This window comes from Psychrobacter sp. Ps7 (assembly GCF_022129225.1).
Classification (GTDB): domain Bacteria; phylum Pseudomonadota; class Gammaproteobacteria; order Pseudomonadales; family Moraxellaceae; genus Psychrobacter; species Psychrobacter immobilis_A.
Window position 1 is genome coordinate 15290 of sequence record NZ_JADQAH010000004.1, and the last position, 16990, is coordinate 32279.

The following is a 16990-nucleotide window of genomic DNA, read 5'->3' on the forward strand; positions in this document are numbered from 1 at the left end:
TTTAAAAGTAGGATTATATTATGTCAGACGTTCAAAAAGGTACAGTTAAGTGGTTCAACGAAGCTAAAGGCTTTGGTTTTATCGCTCCAGAAACTGGCGCAGACGTTTTTGCTCATTACAGCGAAATCACTGGTTCAGGCTTCAAAACTTTAGCTGAAGGCCAAGAAGTTGAGTTCACTGTAACTCAAGGTCAAAAAGGCCCACAAGCCCATAACATCGTTGCTATCTAATTTGTCTTTATAGACACTTAGAGCAAGATGAAAAAAAAGCGAACCTTCGGGTTCGTTTTTTTTTCGTCTACGATTTAAGATAAGCTATTTGCAATTAAAAGCTTAATATCTATAACGTAACGTGCGCTTTATGTTGAGTAGCTTTTAAATCAGACGATAAACCAAGAAAGCCGATGACTAGCATAGTCATCGGCTTTTTTAATCTATATAACTCATGGCAAGAATGATAACGAACGGTAAGGATGTTTGGTAGCTTACTTTAGCCAAGCAAGCTTATACCAATATTAATCAATCCACCGCCAACGATCAGCCAAGCAAACATAATCGCCCCCAAGATAAGGGGTTTAACGCCAGCTTGTTTAATAGCGCCCAAATGCGTGGTTAGACCAAGCGCAAACATCGCCATGGTAAGCAGCACATCGTCTAGCATCACCATACTACGCTCAAAGCTTGCGCTCATCGGCACCCAAGTGTGCAGTAAAACGATGGCAATAAATATAAAGGCAAACCAAGGCACTTTGACTTGTTGGACGCGATTCATAAACGATGGTTTTTTGCCATTGTCGCTGCTACCTTTGGTTAAGGCAAACGATAAAATAAGTAAAAAAGGCGCAAGCATCATGACCCGTATCATCTTGGTGACAACCGCTGTGTCACCCACTTCAGGACTGACTGCGTTACCAGCGACGACGACTTGCGCCACTTCATGAATGGTGGAACCCGTATAAATCCCGTACTGCTGAGCATTTAGCCAAGGTTGCAACCAACCAAGATGGTATAAAAACGGATAGAGCAGCATCGCAACCGTACCAAAGACCACCACTGTCGCCACGGCAATAGTGACTTTGTGGGCTTCCGCTTTGACCACAGGCTCGGCGGCAATCACTGCGGCGGCACCGCAAATACTCGCGCCTGACCCAATCAATAGCGTCGTTTGTTTATCGACTTTTAACCATCGGGTACCTATCCAATAGGTGAGTAAAAAGGTCGATGTCAATACCAACGCATCGCTCATCACCGCAGACAGTCCGACACTTGATACTTGCGTTAGGGTCAGCTTAAAGCCATAAAACATGATGGCGAGGCGCAATATTTGACCTTTGGCAAATGTCACGCCGACACTTAAGCGCTCAGCAAGGTTAGGATAGACTGTATTGCCCAATACCATACCAATGATAATGGCTAAAGTGAGAGAAGACAAGCCAACGATACGCCCATTTGTCCATGTGTTGACACTAGTATTGAGCCACAAACAAAATAAGCTGCCAATCAGCACGACGATGAGCCCTGCTAGATGGCGGCTGCGCGGGAGATAGTTATTTACTGATTGGGTCAAGGCGTACATGACTGACTGTCCTATTATGTATTATCTATAATCGAAATAAGCATAAGCTTATGAATAGACATTATAAGACAGACTAATCTATAATAAAAACAGATTAATTAGATAAAACCTATCGATCTTTTGGGTCAATGAAAGTCTTTGGGTTAAAAATATGGGTTTTTAGGTAATAAAGGGTTTTTAAAATAACAGGTGGTTTTTAGGTTGTATCAATAAGATAGGGTATCAGAGAAAGTATGAAAAAAGCCATGCAGGTATTACCAAAGATTACCCTCAAGCAATTATCGGTGTTTGTCAGTATTTATCAAACGGGTAGTACCAGCCGTGCCAGTGAAGCGCTGCATTTATCGCAGTCGGCGGTCAGTAGTGCGCTGACAGAATTAGAAGCAAGGCTGCAGATGCCATTGTTTGAGCGCGTCGGGCGTAGGCTCAATCAGCACCCCAACGCCCATCCTATTTACATACAGGCACAAGCTATCCTAGGGCAGGCCTTAACTCTAGAGCATTATCATAAGCATCAAGCAGGGCAGATTCATATCGGTGCCAGTACCACGATCGGCAATTATGTGCTGCCGCCGCTGCTTGCCAAGCTATATGCGACGCTGCCCGATGCCCATATCGATATGTATATCGCCAATACTCAAGAAGTGGTCAGCGAAGTTGAGCAATTAAATATTGATATTGCGCTCGTAGAGGGTATGCCACGCCCCACAGATATGAAGGTGATTGAGCAGCGTGCGTGGCGGACAGATACCTTGATGATCTTTACCAAGCGCGATAGCAAATGGTTGACAGACATGGCAGCGTATAATGATGCGGATAATTGCTACGAGCTTAGCATTGCACAACTGGCAAAGCTGCCGCTATTGGTACGAGAGGCAGGGTCAGGTACACGGCAAATTATCGACGAGCAGCTGCTCAAGCATTTGCCTGATGCAGAAATTGTGATGGCGATTCAGCAGTCGGAAGCTATTAAGCATATGGTGAGTGCAGATATTGGTCTTGGCTGTTTATCACAGCATGTCATTCAGGCAGAGCTGACAGCAGGAGCGCTGGTACAGGTGAAAGTCGCGGGCATCGATTTGTCACGAACTTGGTGGCTAGTGTGGCATAAAGCCCGCCATCAAAGCCCGATTTGGCAAAGCTTTATTGATATTTTGACAGAAGATTGATTTTTTTGGTAAATATAGAAGTATTGGTAAGAATGTTTACTATTTTAATCAGTAATAAAAAAGCGCAATGTCAGACAATGCGCTTTTTTTAATGAGCTTTTTTAATAGTTTTAACTAACTTGAAAACGACGTTAAGTCTTTTCTTAAACTACTTATTAACGGGTTTATCCAGTCTTACGACCAAGCTATCGCATGGGACGTTAGGCAAGATATTATCTGCCGTCGCGCCACTGAGCCAAGCGGCGATACCATGGCGTTCATGACGACCGATGACTAGTAAATCAACATCATGCTTGTGACAATAGTTGACGATACCTTCGCTATTAGAGATGGCAGTGGTCACTTCAGAATTCACCGCATGTAGATCATTACGCTCCAAAAACTGTGCCAGTTTGGCACGCGCTTCTTGACAGCGTTCATCGTCAATTTCGTCATATAAGCTGGAGGCTGGCACCAATTCATAGCCAAAGCCAACCATGGTATCTTTGACGATATGTAATACCGATAACTTGGCATTAGGACGATTCTCGACGATACGTTTGGCCTTTTGGGCGACCACATCAGCATCGGACATTAAGTCGGTGACCAATAAAATATGTTCGTAACTCATGAGCGGCTCCTTGTGACAGATGATTTTAACTATAGCACTACTGATGGCCGCTGTTAAGTAAGCTTTGAGTTCGCTTTGTGAAAATCCGACATTCTGCCATATTGGTCATCTTTATTACTACAGTATCTTGACTTATGAAGGTGCGAACCCCATCTAATTCCGTTAGGCAAATTCTTTTTAATTTATACCGGTGCATTGCTGTCATTTAAAATGATGCACGGGTACATGCCATTAAATTTGAATATTACTCATAAGTTAATCACAATAATACTCACAATATTTTTATATAAATATCATATAAAAAACACCCTACGATAAGTACTAAATACACTATTTATCTATTGTTTACTCTGATTCTATTTTATCGCCACTGGCTATATTTAGTCATTAATCGCATATTATTCTAAATAAAATTAGAGCAATCCATAAGGAAAATTATGACCGACACATTATCTACTACTGATCTAACTTTGCATCCTGCCTTTGAGCTGATTGAGCACCGCCATATCGATGCATTGTCGATGGACGTATTGATAAGCCAACACGTCAAAACAGGCGCGATGCATTACCATTTGGCACATCCGAGTGACGAAAATGCCTTTTTGGTTGGTTTTCGCACTCAGCCAATGGATTCAAAAGGTGAGGCCCATATTTTAGAGCACGTGGCTTTATGTGGCTCTGAGAAGTTCCCTGTTCGTGACCCGTTTTTCTCAATGATTAAACGCTCATTAAACACGTTTATGAATGCGATGACCGCTGCCGATTGGACGGCGTATCCGTATGCGACGCAAAATAAAAACGACTACTTTAATTTGCTAGCCGTTTATTTGGATGCCTCATTTTTTCCGAATATTCATCCGCTGGATTTTGCCCAAGAAGGCATTCGTGTTGAGTTAGACGAAAATGACAAGCCGCAATTTAAGGGTATCGTTTTTAATGAAATGAAAGGCGCAATGAGTGGCGAGATTGACCAGTTGTATCATACGGTCGCCCATCATTTATTCCCAACGACGACGTATCACTATAATTCGGGCGGAGATCCTGCCGATATTCCTGACTTGACCCATACTGAGCTGGTTGAATTTCATCAGAGCCATTATCATCCGTCAAACAGCGTGATTATGAGCTTTGGTAATATTCCAGTCGCTGAAACCCAAGCCAAAATCCATGAAGATGCCTTGATTCAGTTTGAAGCAGGTAAAAAACACGTCTCACGTCCAGAGCAGCGTTTGTCTGCACCGATTAGTGCGGTTGATACTTATACGGCTGACGAAGCAGGTCCTGACCAAACGCATCATGTGGTGGCGTGGTTATTACCGTCGATTACCGATCCAAAGCAGCGTTTGGCGTTGCGTCTATTAGAAGGCGTATTAGTTGAGCATGCTGGTTCGCCGCTGCGTGCTTATTTGGACAGCCATCCACTCGGCAAAGCGCCAAGTCCGCTACTAGGGCTGGATGACAGTCATTATGAAATGGTCTTTTATACCGGTCTACGCGGTTCTAACCCTGAACACGCCGAAGCGGTAGAACAGGGCATTATTGATTTGCTTAAAGAGGTCGCGAGCCAACCGATTGATGATGAAACGATTGAGACGATTCTGCATCAAATCGAGATTGATCAGCGTCATATCGGCGGCGATAGCATGCCGTATGGTCTGAATCTGATGCTAGAAGGCTTTAGTACCGCGATTCATGATGGTAATCCTATCGATGTCTGGGAAGTTGATGAGCATTTGCAGTGGCTACGTGAGCAAGTAAAAAATGCGCAGTGGTTACCGAATTTAATTAAGCAGCATTTGCTTGATAATCAGCATCGTGTGCGTGTGACCATGACGCCTGATAGTGAAAAATCCGCCCGTTTGGCGGCAGCTGAGCAGACTCGCCTTGATACCATCGAGATGGATTTGACCGCTGATGATAAAGCTATCTTAAAACAACAAGCGCTTGATTTGGCAGCGCGCCAAGCAGCGCCTGATGATTTAAGCCTATTGCCAAAAGTGGGTTTAGAAGACGTACCGACCGATATCAGCTTTAAACAAGGCACGCAAAAGCAGATTAATTTGAGCGGCAAAGAAAGTACGCTATTTGAATATGAAGCGGGCACCAACGGCTTGTATTATTATCAAATAATTGTACCGTTGACTGATGCGATTGGTAATGAGGGTACAAGCGAGCTACCCGTTAATGAAGTCATTAATCATCCGCTGTTGCCTATTTATTTAAGCTTGTTATCAGAGCTAGGTACAGATTCGCTCAGCGCTCACGAAATGCAGGCCAAACAAGCGGCGCATTCATCAGGGGTGACTGCTAGAATTAGCCAACGTACCAATGTCGATGATAGCCAAGCGATTAGCAGCTACTTTGTGGTGGCAACGCGCGCACTGAATCGTAAACCTGAAGCGATTGATTTGCTCAAAGAAGTGATGGAACACAGTATCTTTAGTGAGCATGATCGTATCAAAGAAATCTTGCAGCAGCGTCAAGCAGGCTGGCAATCAAACCTTGCTGGTTCAGGGCATTCTTATGCCATGCAAACCGCCAGCCGTGGTATGAGTCGTCAAGCGCAGTTAGAGTACGTGCGCAGTGGTCTGCCAGCATTGAACGCGCTAAAAGACTTCTTAACTCATGCCAGTAGCGATGACGCACAGTGGGATAAATTAGCAAACAGCTTGATGGACTTACATCAACGTCTAATTAGTTTGCCTAAGCACGCGGTTATCATCTGTGAAGCGGAGCAAACCGAACGCTTAAGCAATTTAATCGTTGATAGCTGGAAAGACAGTCAAGCGCCGAAGATTGCAGCGCAGTTAAAAAATACCGATGCGAGTATCGACGCCAATATTCCAAGCGAGTTTGCCGAATTGCAACTTGATGCGGCGTTAAATGGTGAGAAAGACGCGGTCGAAGCGCTAGAAAGTGATGTGGTGCTCGATGTTGAAGACTTGGCGTGGCTAGTCCCGACCAACGTCTATCATAATGCCAGTGCTTATACCGTGCCAGCGGCTGATCATCCTGATACAGCAGCTCTCATGGTACTCGCGCCTTATCTACGCAATGGTTATCTGCATAGCGCTATTCGTGAGCGCGGCGGTGCTTATGGCGGCGGTGCGGGCTACGATGCCAATGCCTGTGCCTTTAAGTTCTTTAGCTACCGTGACCCGCAGTGTGCTGAAACTTTTGCGCACTTCGATGCCAGTATCGAGTGGCTATTGAATGAGCCGCAAACGGACGAGCAGTTAGAAGAAGCCATCTTAGGTATTATCTCAGGAATGGATAAGCCAGGCTCTCCAGCAGGGGAGGCGGTTAAAGCCTGCTTTGCAGATTTGCATCATCGCGGCGTAGAGTGGCAGCGTAAAATGCGTGCCTCAATATTGGCTGTGACCGTGGCAGACTTGCAGCGCGTTGCTAAGCAATATCTACAAGGTCAAAAACACGTACGTGCAGTACTCGCGCCTTATGATAAAGAAGCAGCAGTACAAGAATTGGGCTTTAACGTTTGTAAAATTAAAAGTTAACCTTCTTAAAGTCTGCTGATTTAATCGTTATATAAAAAACCGCCGCTTTCACTAAAAATGGAAGCGGCGGTGTTTATTGCTTGATAGTGTTTTTTAAAGGCTTACTTTTTGATTAAGTAATTGGCGACTGCTTTATAGGCAGGTAAAGAAGTTGGGTCGATTTTACCGTTACTGGCATCTGGATATGACGCAAAACGGACGATGACCATGTCCGCTGCTGGGTCAACATAGACCGTTTGACCGTGGACGCCGCGTGCCGCATAGATGGGCGTGGGGTTATTAAATAACCACCACATGCTTGTGTAGCTGCCGTTAGTCAGCTGCTTATAATCGGCTTTCGCAAAAGCCTCTTTATCGCCACCCGCTTCGATATTATCAACGACTGTAGCTGGGAATAAGCGCTCACCATTAATTTCGCCTTTATTGAGCATCAAGCTACCAATGCGTGCCATATCATGCAAACCTGCACTAAGACCGCCGCCAGCAAACGGCGTACCTTTAGCATCGACCGTCATATACGCGCTTTGTTCAGCACCGATTTTTTGCCAGATGCGTTCAGAGAGTAATTCATTCACCGCTTTACCAGTCGTACGCGAAATAATCCAGCCTAGGGCGTCGCTATTAATGGTTCGATAGTTAAAAGCTTCCCCGTGTTCGCCGTTCTTCTTAACTGTTTGCAGGTACTCAAAGTAACCATTGGGTCCTTTATAATCTTTCGGTTTTGGTAGTGGGCTTGCCGCTTCTGAATACTTCCAGATATCGGCATTAGGATCAGCATAGTCTTCGCTATAATCGAGCGCTGTGGTCATGTCCATGACTTGGCGTACGGTTGCATCACCAAAGCCACTGTTTTTGAGCTCTGGAATGATAGACGCTACCAAGGCTTTATCGTCAAGCTTACCTTCGGTCACGAGGATTTCTGCTAACAGCCCAGTCATTGATTTGGTCATCGACATCGCCGCATGATTGCCCAGCTCATTGAGACAACCGTTTTGGCGCTCGTATACCACCTTGCCATGATGCATGATCATAATGCCGTCAGTATAATTGGCATCCAGTGATTGCTTCCAAGTCATCGGGCGCTTACTGTTAGTAGGCATAAAGGTGATGGCATCGATGTTTTTATCTAACGCATAGCTGAGCTTGGAAGGCGCACCGATACCGCGACTGACGTCAGTGGTGGGCATCAATTCACGGATATGACAGACCGTCCAACGCAGCTTGGGGAAACTAAAAAAATTAGAGGAAGGTTGAGTAATCAGTTTATCGGCAGGCGGCGGAAAACCTTGCATCCAGCCAAGCGTTTGTGGGTCTGATTGTTTGGCGGTTAACCGTGCATCTTCCGCATGGCTGGTGATACTTATACTGGTTAGGGTCATGGCGATGGTCAGTGGTAGTAGCGGTAAAAAGCGTTGCAATAAAGTCAGCATAATATTCTCGCAAGTCGGCTTAAACGATTAACTTCAGACAATAAAAAACCATTGATAAGTGGCTATATTCAAAACTTAGCATAAGACTTATCAATGGTTTTTACCAACCACTTTTGTAAAGCAATTGATTTTTTTATAAGGTTATTTTTTATAACGTTATGTTTATAACTCTATTCTTTATGTGCTTAGGGTTAGTAGCGCTTGATCGCTTGGTCTTTACCGATGATATCCTGATGAATAGGGAAATTTTCATGATTATCGTATTGCTTGCGGTCAGCAAAGTAGCTTTTTAAAGTACGACGTACCGCTTCAAAGGCAAGTTTGTCCCATGGAATATCTTCTTCGGTAAATAACGCACAATCAAGACTTTCAGAGCCGATGCCATAAGCGCCGTCTTTTAGCTCAGTGATATAGATACTATAGATTTGCCCGATATCAGGAATATCATATAGGCAATATAAATGCGGATTGACGACGACCGCTTCTGCTTCTTCAAAGCTTTCACGAGCGGCCCCTTCTGCCATGGTTTCGCCATTTTCCATAAAGCCAGCTGGTAGTGTCCATAAGCCATACTGTGGCTCGATCGCGCGGCGACATAGCAGTACCCGATGCTTATGCACAACGAGTGAGCCACAAATCACTTTTGGATTTTCATAGTGAATATAGTGGCAATTGGGGCATACCAAGCGTGGGATATTATCCGTGGCTGGTATTTTACGTTCTGCTTCATGACCGCATTGTAAACAATAGCGCATATCAACTGCCTTATTTAGTGATAAATCTACATGATAAATAGAAATGAGAAAAAGGATTGTCGTTCTTGGAAGAATTATGATTCTTATTTTATAAAATAGTATGACTTTAGCTTATCAGATGTTATGTGATCATAGCTGTTAATCCTAAGATAACACAAATTCTCATCACACTGGCAGTGATAATAACAAGCACACAGGTTTGTGCAACTGCTTACGGCTATGGTTGCTATTAATGAATGCATCAGCAGGCAAAGCAGGACAGTCACATAAAAAGTATATGCAGTCACGATAAGATTGCGCTAGGCTAGACTCACGCTAACTATTGAATGATAGCTTTGCCAATAACGAGAGTAATGGCTGCCGCGACTGGTATTGTTCTAAATAAGGGCAATCAGCAAAGCGCGCGCATTTATCAGAGTAGAGGGTATTAAAAAATGCCACTTTACGTCGCCAAGCATAACGATAAATGAATGGAGGCCAGCATGTAGATGCGATACGCGTAGCAATAATACTGGCGCAAGCGTTGTACACATTGCGAGAGATAAGCTCCACTATCCGATGCTTAATTCTAATAAAAATATAGGGCAATAATCATGTTACTTCCCCCGCAGTCGCTACGTTTTGATGAGTTTTCAGTCGCTGTGCCGGACTTTATTCGTTATCCCACCATTAGAACGCTGGCGGAACGGGTGCAGCATGAGACCTTAAATGCCGTTACCAGTCCTGCGCTGTATGATGCTAGCACTTCTCGTAGCACTCGCATTCTAGATAGCTTGTATCAAACACCCATTGCCGATGCCTCGGTATTGGTTGCCATTACCCATGAACGCCATCCAAAACTGCTACTGACACGCCGCGCTGCGCACATGAACAGCCATGCTGGCGAGGTCTCTTGCGTTGGTGGTAAACATGATGCAGGCGACGGTAATAATGTCGTCACCGCTTTGCGTGAAGCCTGTGAAGAGACCGCACTACCACCTAATAAAGTCCAGCTAATTGGTCAATTGCCCATTCAAACCTCTAAAAGTGGTATGAGTGTGCGTCCTATTGTGGCGCTGATTGCGCCCGATTTATTATTGGTACCTGAGCTTGGCGAAATCTCGCGCATTTTTTGGGCAGATTTTGAAACCTTGCTGACTCAGCCTACTGTCGAGTATGCGGTAGAATATGCAATGCAAGATAAGATCGCGACCATTCTCACGCCTAGCTGGCAAGTGGATGGTGAAACGGTTTGGGGTCTGACAGGACGTGTCATTGCCAGTTTGTTAGAAACAGGCTTTGATCGCCAGCTTGAGTGGTATTATCGTATCCAAAATACGCGCAATTAATCCGTAAGGCGACTGACGTCTAATCCCTATTCATTTTTTTATCTACTAGGCTTTATTTATAATTCCTTACTTATAATATTCGTCGTTTTTCTTTAGCCACCAATTCATATTATCTTGGCGTTTGGCGCGGAAGGCTTCTAGTTTTTCGGCTATCGTTTGATTGTGTTGGCGTGCCGTATCAAGGGCAAAGAGAATCGGCACCGACGATAAGACACCAAAGCGGATTTTTGATTTTGGCAAATCCAGCCCATCGCCGATATCATCGCCGACCAAAGTACGAGTCACGCTAGCATTGACCATCTCAACGAAACGCCCCCGTCGATTGTCTTCGCCCATCAGCTGACGCGGCAAATCATGCAAGGCTTTGGCTAATGGTTGCCCCATTTTAAAATCAAGTTGCTGAATTGATAAATAGGTATAAAGCCATTCCCAACAGGCGGTTTCATCTTTTGGCAGGCGCTCTAAGTCAACCCCCATCCAATAACTGGCAAGATTCCATAGATGCAGAATACCTGCCGCTTCTTCAGTGCTGATGCGTGCGCCAAGTAGCCGTAACCCGCGCATAATCAACAATGAAAACTGCAAATGAGTAGCAATCATGTCGGTTTGATTGATAGGAAGACCCCAATAATCAGTATTCCAGCTGCCATCTGGCTTGTGATGTTGGTCGGCATTTGGTATGACGCCTTTAGCAGCATTGCCTTTACCTTTGAGCAAGTTTTGCCGTACTAGGGTATGAATTTGCCGCACCTTGATTGATTGCCGCCAACCTTCTGAGCCAATCGCCAATACTTGCTCGATAGACTGACGTTGATTATGGGCGTTTGTATTCGACTTATGTAATGGGGGATGTTCAGAGACGGCTAGGATATAGGCATACGTACGCATCAGGCGCGGCAGGGCATCGTGCATCAATGCGCCTGTCTGAATGAGCGGCAGGGAGAGGGCGGGAATGCTGTAGCCTGCCATCAGGGCGACATTACGTAGTAGCCAAATCAGCATCAGCGGATAGCGTCGATAGGCAACCGCACCGATTTGGGCAAGCTTGGGATCGAACCAATCGGGATGGTGGCTAAATTGTTCAGCCAAGGCGTTAAATGCAGAGTTGTTTGTGAGATTAGCATCGAATTTATTGCTATTGCTGCTGTCGCTGATAATAAATTGCTGTAGGGGCTTTGCAAAACGAATGCCGTCAGCGGCCAACGTATCTGCCAGTGAATCGCCAATATCGTAGCCCGCGACTATTTCATTTAATAAATCTTGCGAGATAACGAAGTCTTTTGGCAATAAATAACGCTTGATGCGCTTTAATACTTGCAAGTCGCTATGGTCATCAATCGCGGTCGTCCGTCCGTGACGCTGATAAGGTTTTATTAAGGGTTGTTGGTGATTCAAAGTAGCAGCCGTCTGTTTATCAGTTATGTTGATTGAATCCATATTTATCAAATGCCTTCTTACCAAATGCCTTCTTACCAAATATTTTCCTATTAGATTATTTCACAAGGCCAATAGTATTAATAGCTATTTGACTGGTTTAGAGCTTCTAATTGTCTTTGCGTGGTGTTCATACGGTGCTTGGCTTTACGCAGCTCGTCGGCTAATGATAGTAGACGCGCGCGTGCTTCTTTTTCATTAGCAAAGTTTAACATCGCCCCACTTTCTAGCTTATCAAACTCTTCTTGGTAGGTTTCTATGAGGCGCTTGTCTTTGTCTAACTGACTGTCTAATGCATAATAGTCTAAGCCTTTTTGATTAGCAGTTTGCAGTGTGTTCGCCAAGGTTAAAGGGCAAACATTATTGAGCTGACGTCCGCGCCGACCGACATTGTAAGCATTACTGGTCGTGCAGTATTGCTTAAGACCCAGCTGGCGACCGCGCTCCCATGCCAGATAGTTGGGGGCAACACTGGCCTTGGCACAGGCTTTGGCATGTGATGCAAGGCGGTCTGATGGGTAACCTGCCACGCCATCATTGTAGCCAATAGCCTGCCAGTCACCAACGAGGCACTCCTGCTTAGAGAGCGTGGCACAGCTTGATAGTAAAACAATGCTACCAAGGAGCGCCAAGCTTAACGAAGGCCGCAGTACAAACTGTCGCATGATTCTCTCTTCTATGGCTATTGATGCAAGTGCTGATATGGCTAATGAAAAATACTTTTAATGAACCATGCTCGGCTGCCAAAGTACGTGAACTATAAAATCATAAGCCACCGATAAGCTAAATCGCCTTTAGGTGGCTTATCTTCTTATTAATGAGGGCGAGTCAGATCGACTGAGGTGCCGCTTACATTGTCTTTCAAGCTGACTTTGAGCATGAGGTAACCTGCGATACCAGAGACGATTGAGCCCATAATAATACCTAAGCGCTCATCAAATAAGGCTGTTTCACCAGCAAATGCCAGACCGCCAATGAACAGACTCATGGTAAAACCAACACCACAGAGTAAGGCTGCACCGTAAATCTGCTTATAGTTCATGCCTCTTGGCATGGTTGAGATACCAAGCTTAAAGATTAACCAGCACATGATCATCACACCCAGTTGCTTACCGATGAATAGACCGGCCGCAATACCAAGCGGTACTGAATGGAACAGCTCAGCGAAGCCTGCACCTTTGAGAGATATGCCTGAGTTAGCAAATGCGAATAATGGCAAGATACCGAAGGCAACGGTGTTATGTAAATCGTGCTCTAGCTCTTCTAGTGGTGAGTGCTCAGGATCAGTACGGTCAAACATAGGAATAAATAGTGCTAAGACCACGCCAGCCAAGGTGGCATGGATGCCGGACTTGAGTACCGCAATCCACATGATCACACCGATCAGCAGATAAGGCGTGATGCTGGTGACGTTGCGACGATTAAGAAGGTATAAGAAAGGTAGACATAGACCTGCCACTGCCAATGACTCTAATGACAAATCACTGGTATAAAATAAAGCGATGATTAAAATGGCGCCAATATCATCAAAAATAGCAATCGATACTAAAAATACTTTTAAAGAGTTGGGGACGCGGTTGCCTAATAAGCTCAAAATACCTAGGGCAAAAGCAATATCAGTCGCGGCTGGAATCGCCCATCCTTTCCAAAACTCAGGCTCGTTATAGTTAAAAAGTAGATAGACAATCGCTGGCATAATCATGCCACCGAGCGCCGCACCAGCTGGCAAGATGATTTGCTTAACATTAGACAGCTCACCGATCAACACTTCACGCTTTAGCTCAAGTCCCACTAAAAAAAAGAAAATCGCCATTAAACCGTCATTGATCCAGTGATGAGCGTCTTTAGCGATAGCGAACTCACCGATTTGAATGGCAACGGGTGCGTGAATAAAGCCCTCATACCATACATTAAGAGGGGAGTTGGCAATAATCATTGCAGCAATGGCAGCCAATGCTAGGACGATACCGCCCGCTGCCTCAAATTCAAAAAATGCTTTAATCCTGCGTATTGCCATATCATCCTCATTTGCTAAACACGAATTACAAATTAATCCAATAACCTCAAATATCTATGACACGACTCATAAAGACATGATAGACAGCAACAGTTTCTCATACTCTTATTGATATAGACAACAAAATACGTCAACCAAAAGTTATAAGTGCCGCTTGTCACATTAATAATAGCGATATTATAGAGTCGATAGAGCAGACAAAATCGTGCTCAGTCGTTACATACTTTTAATCAATCGCTACTTATTTTAGATACTTATTAAGCCGTTAGACAAATCTAGCAGACTTTTTTACGTTTTTGGCTTTTTTTAGCGTTTTATCTTTATAATGATTGGCATTTTGTGATGTTCTGTCACAGCTTTAATACATATCAGCAGTACTATCAGCTACTAAATAGCAAATTTGATAGCAACATTGCTACTAATATTTTATTTCCTGTTCTTAAAGCCAGTTTTTAGGACTTCCTCATTTTCCATCATAAAATTTACAGGTCAGCGTCATGGACTTATCGCTTTCGTTAGAGGTTATATTAATGCTTACCGCTGTGGCAGCGTTGGCAGGCTTTATTGATGCTATCGCTGGTGGCGGCGGTTTATTGACCATCCCCGCCATGTTACTTGCCAATATCCCACCAGTGCTAACGCTCGGTACCAATAAGCTACAAGCCGCTTCAGGTGCGCTAGCAGCCTCTATTACGATGATTAGAAAAGGGGTGGTCAAACCGCAACGTATCAAAGTAGCCATTGTTGGCGCTTTTATCGGTTCTGTTCTCGGCACTATCGCTGTACAGATGTCGCCGCCGGATCTGCTTGAGACACTGATTCCGTTTTTGATTGCGGCTATCGGGATTTATACTTTGTTTGCGCCTCGACTTGGCGAAGTACAAGCTGCGCCGCGTATCTCAGAAGGTAAATGGCAAAAAGTGGTTGCACCATTAATTGGTTTTTATGATGGTTATATTGGACCAGGCACAGGGATGTTTTTTGCGCTCGGCAACGTGGCATTGCGCGGTCGTCAAATTATCGAAGCAACAGGCGCAGCAAAGGTATTGAATTTATCGACCAATATTGGCTCGTTAATATTCTTTATTTTGGGCGGTAATGTGTTGTGGAAAGTAGGGCTTGCCATGATGGTGGGACAAACGATAGGCGCGTATTTTGGCTCTCATATGGTGGTCAAGGGCGGTAGTAAGCTGATTCGTCCGATGATTGTAGTGGTATGCTTGGCGATGGTAACCAAATACGTTTTTGGTTGATTGTTGTTCAACACGCCCTAAATGTATTTAGTAAAGCAAAAAAACCTCAGCCAATATGACTGAGGTTTTTTATGTATCGTGAATAAATTATCAAAATCTATTCAATGCCTAGCGGCGACGATCGATATCATCGTACTCACTGCCCATGATCCCATCACTAAAGACTTCAGAGAATTCACGCTCATTGTCTTCATCAATGTGACCATCAAATACGTCTTTTGCGCCAGCGTTAGGATCGTTATAAATAGCCAAATCCATTTTGCCTTCTGATTTTGCCACAATAGCCGTCACAGCGGCATCGCCACCGACGTTCACTGCGGTACGTAACATATCAAGGATACGATCCACACCTAAGATAAGACCGATGCCTTCGATAGGTAGACCGACTTGGGCAAATACCATTGATAGCATAATCAGACCAACACCCGGTACACCAGCAGTACCGACGGAAGCCAAAACGGACATTAGAATGACAGTCAGATACTCAGTCACGCCCAAGTCAATACCATAAATATTGGCAATGAAAATGGTCGCCGTACCTTGCATGATGGCGGTACCATCCATGTTGATGGTCGCACCAAAAGGCACCGTAAACGAAGCAACTGAGTTATTGACACCCATACGCTTGGTGACCGTACGCAAGGTAATAGGAATCGTCGCGTTCGAGCTTGACGTACTAAAAGCAAAAATCTGCACTTCGCGCATTTTTGCCAAAAAGGTTTTGATGGATAAGCCTGAAGAGACTTTGAGTACAATCATCATAGTGACAAAGAAATGGAATGCCAATGAGCCGACCAATACCGCCACATAACCGAGCAGTGACCAAATCAAGTCTAAACCCAGCTCTGCCATTGCTTTGGTCAATAGCGCAAATACACCATAAGGTGCAAGATTCATAATGATGGTCACCATTTTTAAGATGACTTCATTGATTAATTCTAAGCTCTGTACTAAGCCTTTGGCAGGTTTACCCACCATCAAGATACTAACACCGATCAAAATAGCAAAGAAAATAATCGATAACATATCACCATTTGCCATCGCGCTGATGGGGTTTGATGGGATAATATTAGAGAACACATCTAGCAGCGGCGGCGCTGATGCTGCTTCAAATGCCGCTTCGGTTTCGATATTCATGCCTTTACCGATACCAAATAGCACGCCAAGGCCAATTGCTGTTGCGATAGCCAGAGCTGTTGTCATCATATAAATAAGAAACGTTTTGGTACCAATACGACCAAGCAAACGAATATCACCAATACCGCAAACACCGCAAATCAATGAGATCAACACCAAAGGCACGACTAGCATTTTTAACGAGTTGACAAATAGCTTGCCGACAATGGCGAGGAAGCCATTGGTAATGTACGTATGAATGAAACCGCCTTCAGCGTTCAGTCCTGAATAGTTTATAAACAATCCCAGTATGATACCGAGTACCATAGCGACAATAATCTTGCCGGTCAGTCCCATATTTTTCCACATAACTTATATCCTTTGTGTACGTGCCCCAGTAGCGAATAGATAGGCTGCTCACATCAATGTGATTGTTGCCATTATTATCACCGCTCTTGCTACGTCTATTAAATTCTTTCAACTTCCACTTAGTGTCACGTTTTCGGGGCACAATATAAAATAATTGTTAAGGATACTGCAACGTTTTTTTATGACTAAGGTAATATAAATCAATAGTTAAGTTATCTGCGCCGAATTTTTCGCGAGTAAAGTAGGTAAATAACAAGGCATATTGACCAATATTAGGGTGTGTTGAACATTCAAAAATAGATATTGCTGATCGCCAAAACTGTTCTAGACAAAGCATAAAATGACGGTAATGCTCATGCCTTAATTAGTTTTATAACATATTTTTTATATGGAGCTGGAAGAATTTAGTATTATTTCCA

The 16990-nt window shown here is 44.2% G+C and carries 13 protein-coding genes; 5 read left to right on the forward strand and 8 right to left on the reverse strand.

Annotated elements, in window-relative coordinates:
- Nucleotides 1–20 precede the first annotated feature (20 nt).
- Complete coding sequence (locus tag I3257_RS02410) at nt 21–230, forward strand: cold-shock protein (protein WP_045453470.1); 210 nt, start codon at nt 21–23, stop codon at nt 228–230.
- 259 nt (nt 231–489) lie between these two features.
- On the opposite strand, the gene I3257_RS02415 is transcribed toward I3257_RS02410, so the two are convergent.
- Nucleotides 490–1575 carry a YeiH family putative sulfate export transporter gene (locus I3257_RS02415; RefSeq protein ID WP_238048712.1) on the reverse strand — a complete coding sequence of 362 codons (1086 nt, stop codon included), beginning with the start codon at nt 1573–1575 and terminating at the stop codon, nt 490–492.
- 233 nt (nt 1576–1808) lie between these two features.
- On the opposite strand from I3257_RS02415, the gene I3257_RS02420 reads away from it, so the two are divergent.
- On the forward strand, nt 1809–2744 hold the full coding sequence (locus I3257_RS02420; RefSeq protein WP_060491834.1) for a LysR substrate-binding domain-containing protein: 936 nt from the start codon (nt 1809–1811) through the stop codon (nt 2742–2744).
- A gap of 148 nt (nt 2745–2892) precedes the next feature.
- Here the strand turns inward: I3257_RS02420 and I3257_RS02425 are convergent, their stop codons facing one another.
- A complete protein-coding gene (locus tag I3257_RS02425; RefSeq protein WP_045453475.1) occupies nt 2893–3354 on the reverse strand; it encodes a universal stress protein in 462 nt (153 codons plus the stop codon).
- 437 nt (nt 3355–3791) lie between these two features.
- On the opposite strand from I3257_RS02425, the gene I3257_RS02430 reads away from it, so the two are divergent.
- Nucleotides 3792–6869, forward strand: a complete 3078-nt coding sequence (locus I3257_RS02430; protein ID WP_238048713.1) for an insulinase family protein — start codon at nt 3792–3794, stop codon at nt 6867–6869.
- 101 nt (nt 6870–6970) lie between these two features.
- On the opposite strand, the gene I3257_RS02435 is transcribed toward I3257_RS02430, so the two are convergent.
- Both I3257_RS02435 and I3257_RS02440 read right to left on the reverse strand, forming a co-directional pair.
- Nucleotides 6971–8299 carry a serine hydrolase gene (locus I3257_RS02435; RefSeq protein WP_238048714.1) on the reverse strand — a complete coding sequence of 443 codons (1329 nt, stop codon included), beginning with the start codon at nt 8297–8299 and terminating at the stop codon, nt 6971–6973.
- A gap of 191 nt (nt 8300–8490) precedes the next feature.
- The gene (locus tag I3257_RS02440) at nt 8491–9054 is read right to left on the reverse strand and encodes an NUDIX hydrolase (RefSeq protein WP_045443995.1); all 564 of its coding nucleotides are present in this window, start codon (nt 9052–9054) and stop codon (nt 8491–8493) included.
- 593 nt (nt 9055–9647) lie between these two features.
- Here I3257_RS02440 and I3257_RS02445 point away from each other — a divergent pair.
- Nucleotides 9648–10382 (forward strand): CoA pyrophosphatase, encoded by a 735-nt coding sequence (locus I3257_RS02445; protein WP_055124790.1) that lies wholly within the window; start codon nt 9648–9650, stop codon nt 10380–10382.
- A 66-nt stretch (nt 10383–10448) separates the two neighbouring features.
- Here I3257_RS02445 and I3257_RS02450 read toward each other — a convergent pair whose 3' ends face one another.
- The 3 genes from I3257_RS02450 to nhaA all read right to left on the reverse strand — a co-directional run bounded on the left by I3257_RS02450 (nt 10449) and on the right by nhaA (nt 13833).
- Nucleotides 10449–11819, reverse strand: a complete 1371-nt coding sequence (locus tag I3257_RS02450; protein WP_238048715.1) for an oxygenase MpaB family protein — start codon at nt 11817–11819, stop codon at nt 10449–10451.
- 77 nt (nt 11820–11896) lie between these two features.
- On the reverse strand, nt 11897–12481 hold the full coding sequence (locus tag I3257_RS02455) for a DUF2799 domain-containing protein (RefSeq protein WP_238034024.1): 585 nt from the start codon (nt 12479–12481) through the stop codon (nt 11897–11899).
- Between the two features lie 149 nt (nt 12482–12630).
- Nucleotides 12631–13833, reverse strand: a complete 1203-nt coding sequence (gene nhaA / locus I3257_RS02460) for a Na+/H+ antiporter NhaA (RefSeq protein WP_045444001.1) — start codon at nt 13831–13833, stop codon at nt 12631–12633.
- Between the two features lie 497 nt (nt 13834–14330).
- Between nhaA and I3257_RS02465 the strand changes: the two genes are divergently transcribed.
- Entirely contained in the window at nt 14331–15086 is a 756-nt protein-coding gene (locus I3257_RS02465; RefSeq protein WP_238048716.1) for a TSUP family transporter, read from the forward strand.
- A 108-nt stretch (nt 15087–15194) separates the two neighbouring features.
- On the opposite strand, the gene I3257_RS02470 is transcribed toward I3257_RS02465, so the two are convergent.
- Entirely contained in the window at nt 15195–16571 is a 1377-nt protein-coding gene (locus I3257_RS02470) for a dicarboxylate/amino acid:cation symporter (protein ID WP_045444003.1), read from the reverse strand.
- Between the last annotated feature and the right edge of the window lie 419 nt (nt 16572–16990).

Bases quoted from the DNA above. Each gene is read 5' to 3' on its own strand.
- I3257_RS02415 (WP_238048712.1), bottom strand. From the start codon at position 1,575: ATGTACGCCTTGACCCAATCAGTAAATAACTATCTCCCGCGCAGCCGC.
- I3257_RS02445 (WP_055124790.1), top strand. From the start codon at position 9,648: ATGTTACTTCCCCCGCAGTCGCTACGTTTTGATGAGTTTTCAGTCGCT.
- I3257_RS02430 (WP_238048713.1), top strand. From the start codon at position 3,792: ATGACCGACACATTATCTACTACTGATCTAACTTTGCATCCTGCCTTT.
- I3257_RS02420 (WP_060491834.1), top strand. From the start codon at position 1,809: ATGAAAAAAGCCATGCAGGTATTACCAAAGATTACCCTCAAGCAATTA.
- I3257_RS02410 (WP_045453470.1), top strand. From the start codon at position 21: ATGTCAGACGTTCAAAAAGGTACAGTTAAGTGGTTCAACGAAGCTAAA.
- I3257_RS02465 (WP_238048716.1), top strand. From the start codon at position 14,331: ATGGACTTATCGCTTTCGTTAGAGGTTATATTAATGCTTACCGCTGTG.
- I3257_RS02435 (WP_238048714.1), bottom strand. From the start codon at position 8,299: ATGCTGACTTTATTGCAACGCTTTTTACCGCTACTACCACTGACCATC.
- I3257_RS02455 (WP_238034024.1), bottom strand. From the start codon at position 12,481: ATGCGACAGTTTGTACTGCGGCCTTCGTTAAGCTTGGCGCTCCTTGGT.
- I3257_RS02450 (WP_238048715.1), bottom strand. From the start codon at position 11,819: ATGGATTCAATCAACATAACTGATAAACAGACGGCTGCTACTTTGAAT.
- I3257_RS02425 (WP_045453475.1), bottom strand. From the start codon at position 3,354: ATGAGTTACGAACATATTTTATTGGTCACCGACTTAATGTCCGATGCT.
- I3257_RS02470 (WP_045444003.1), bottom strand. From the start codon at position 16,571: ATGTGGAAAAATATGGGACTGACCGGCAAGATTATTGTCGCTATGGTA.
- I3257_RS02440 (WP_045443995.1), bottom strand. From the start codon at position 9,054: ATGCGCTATTGTTTACAATGCGGTCATGAAGCAGAACGTAAAATACCA.
- nhaA (WP_045444001.1), bottom strand. From the start codon at position 13,833: ATGGCAATACGCAGGATTAAAGCATTTTTTGAATTTGAGGCAGCGGGC.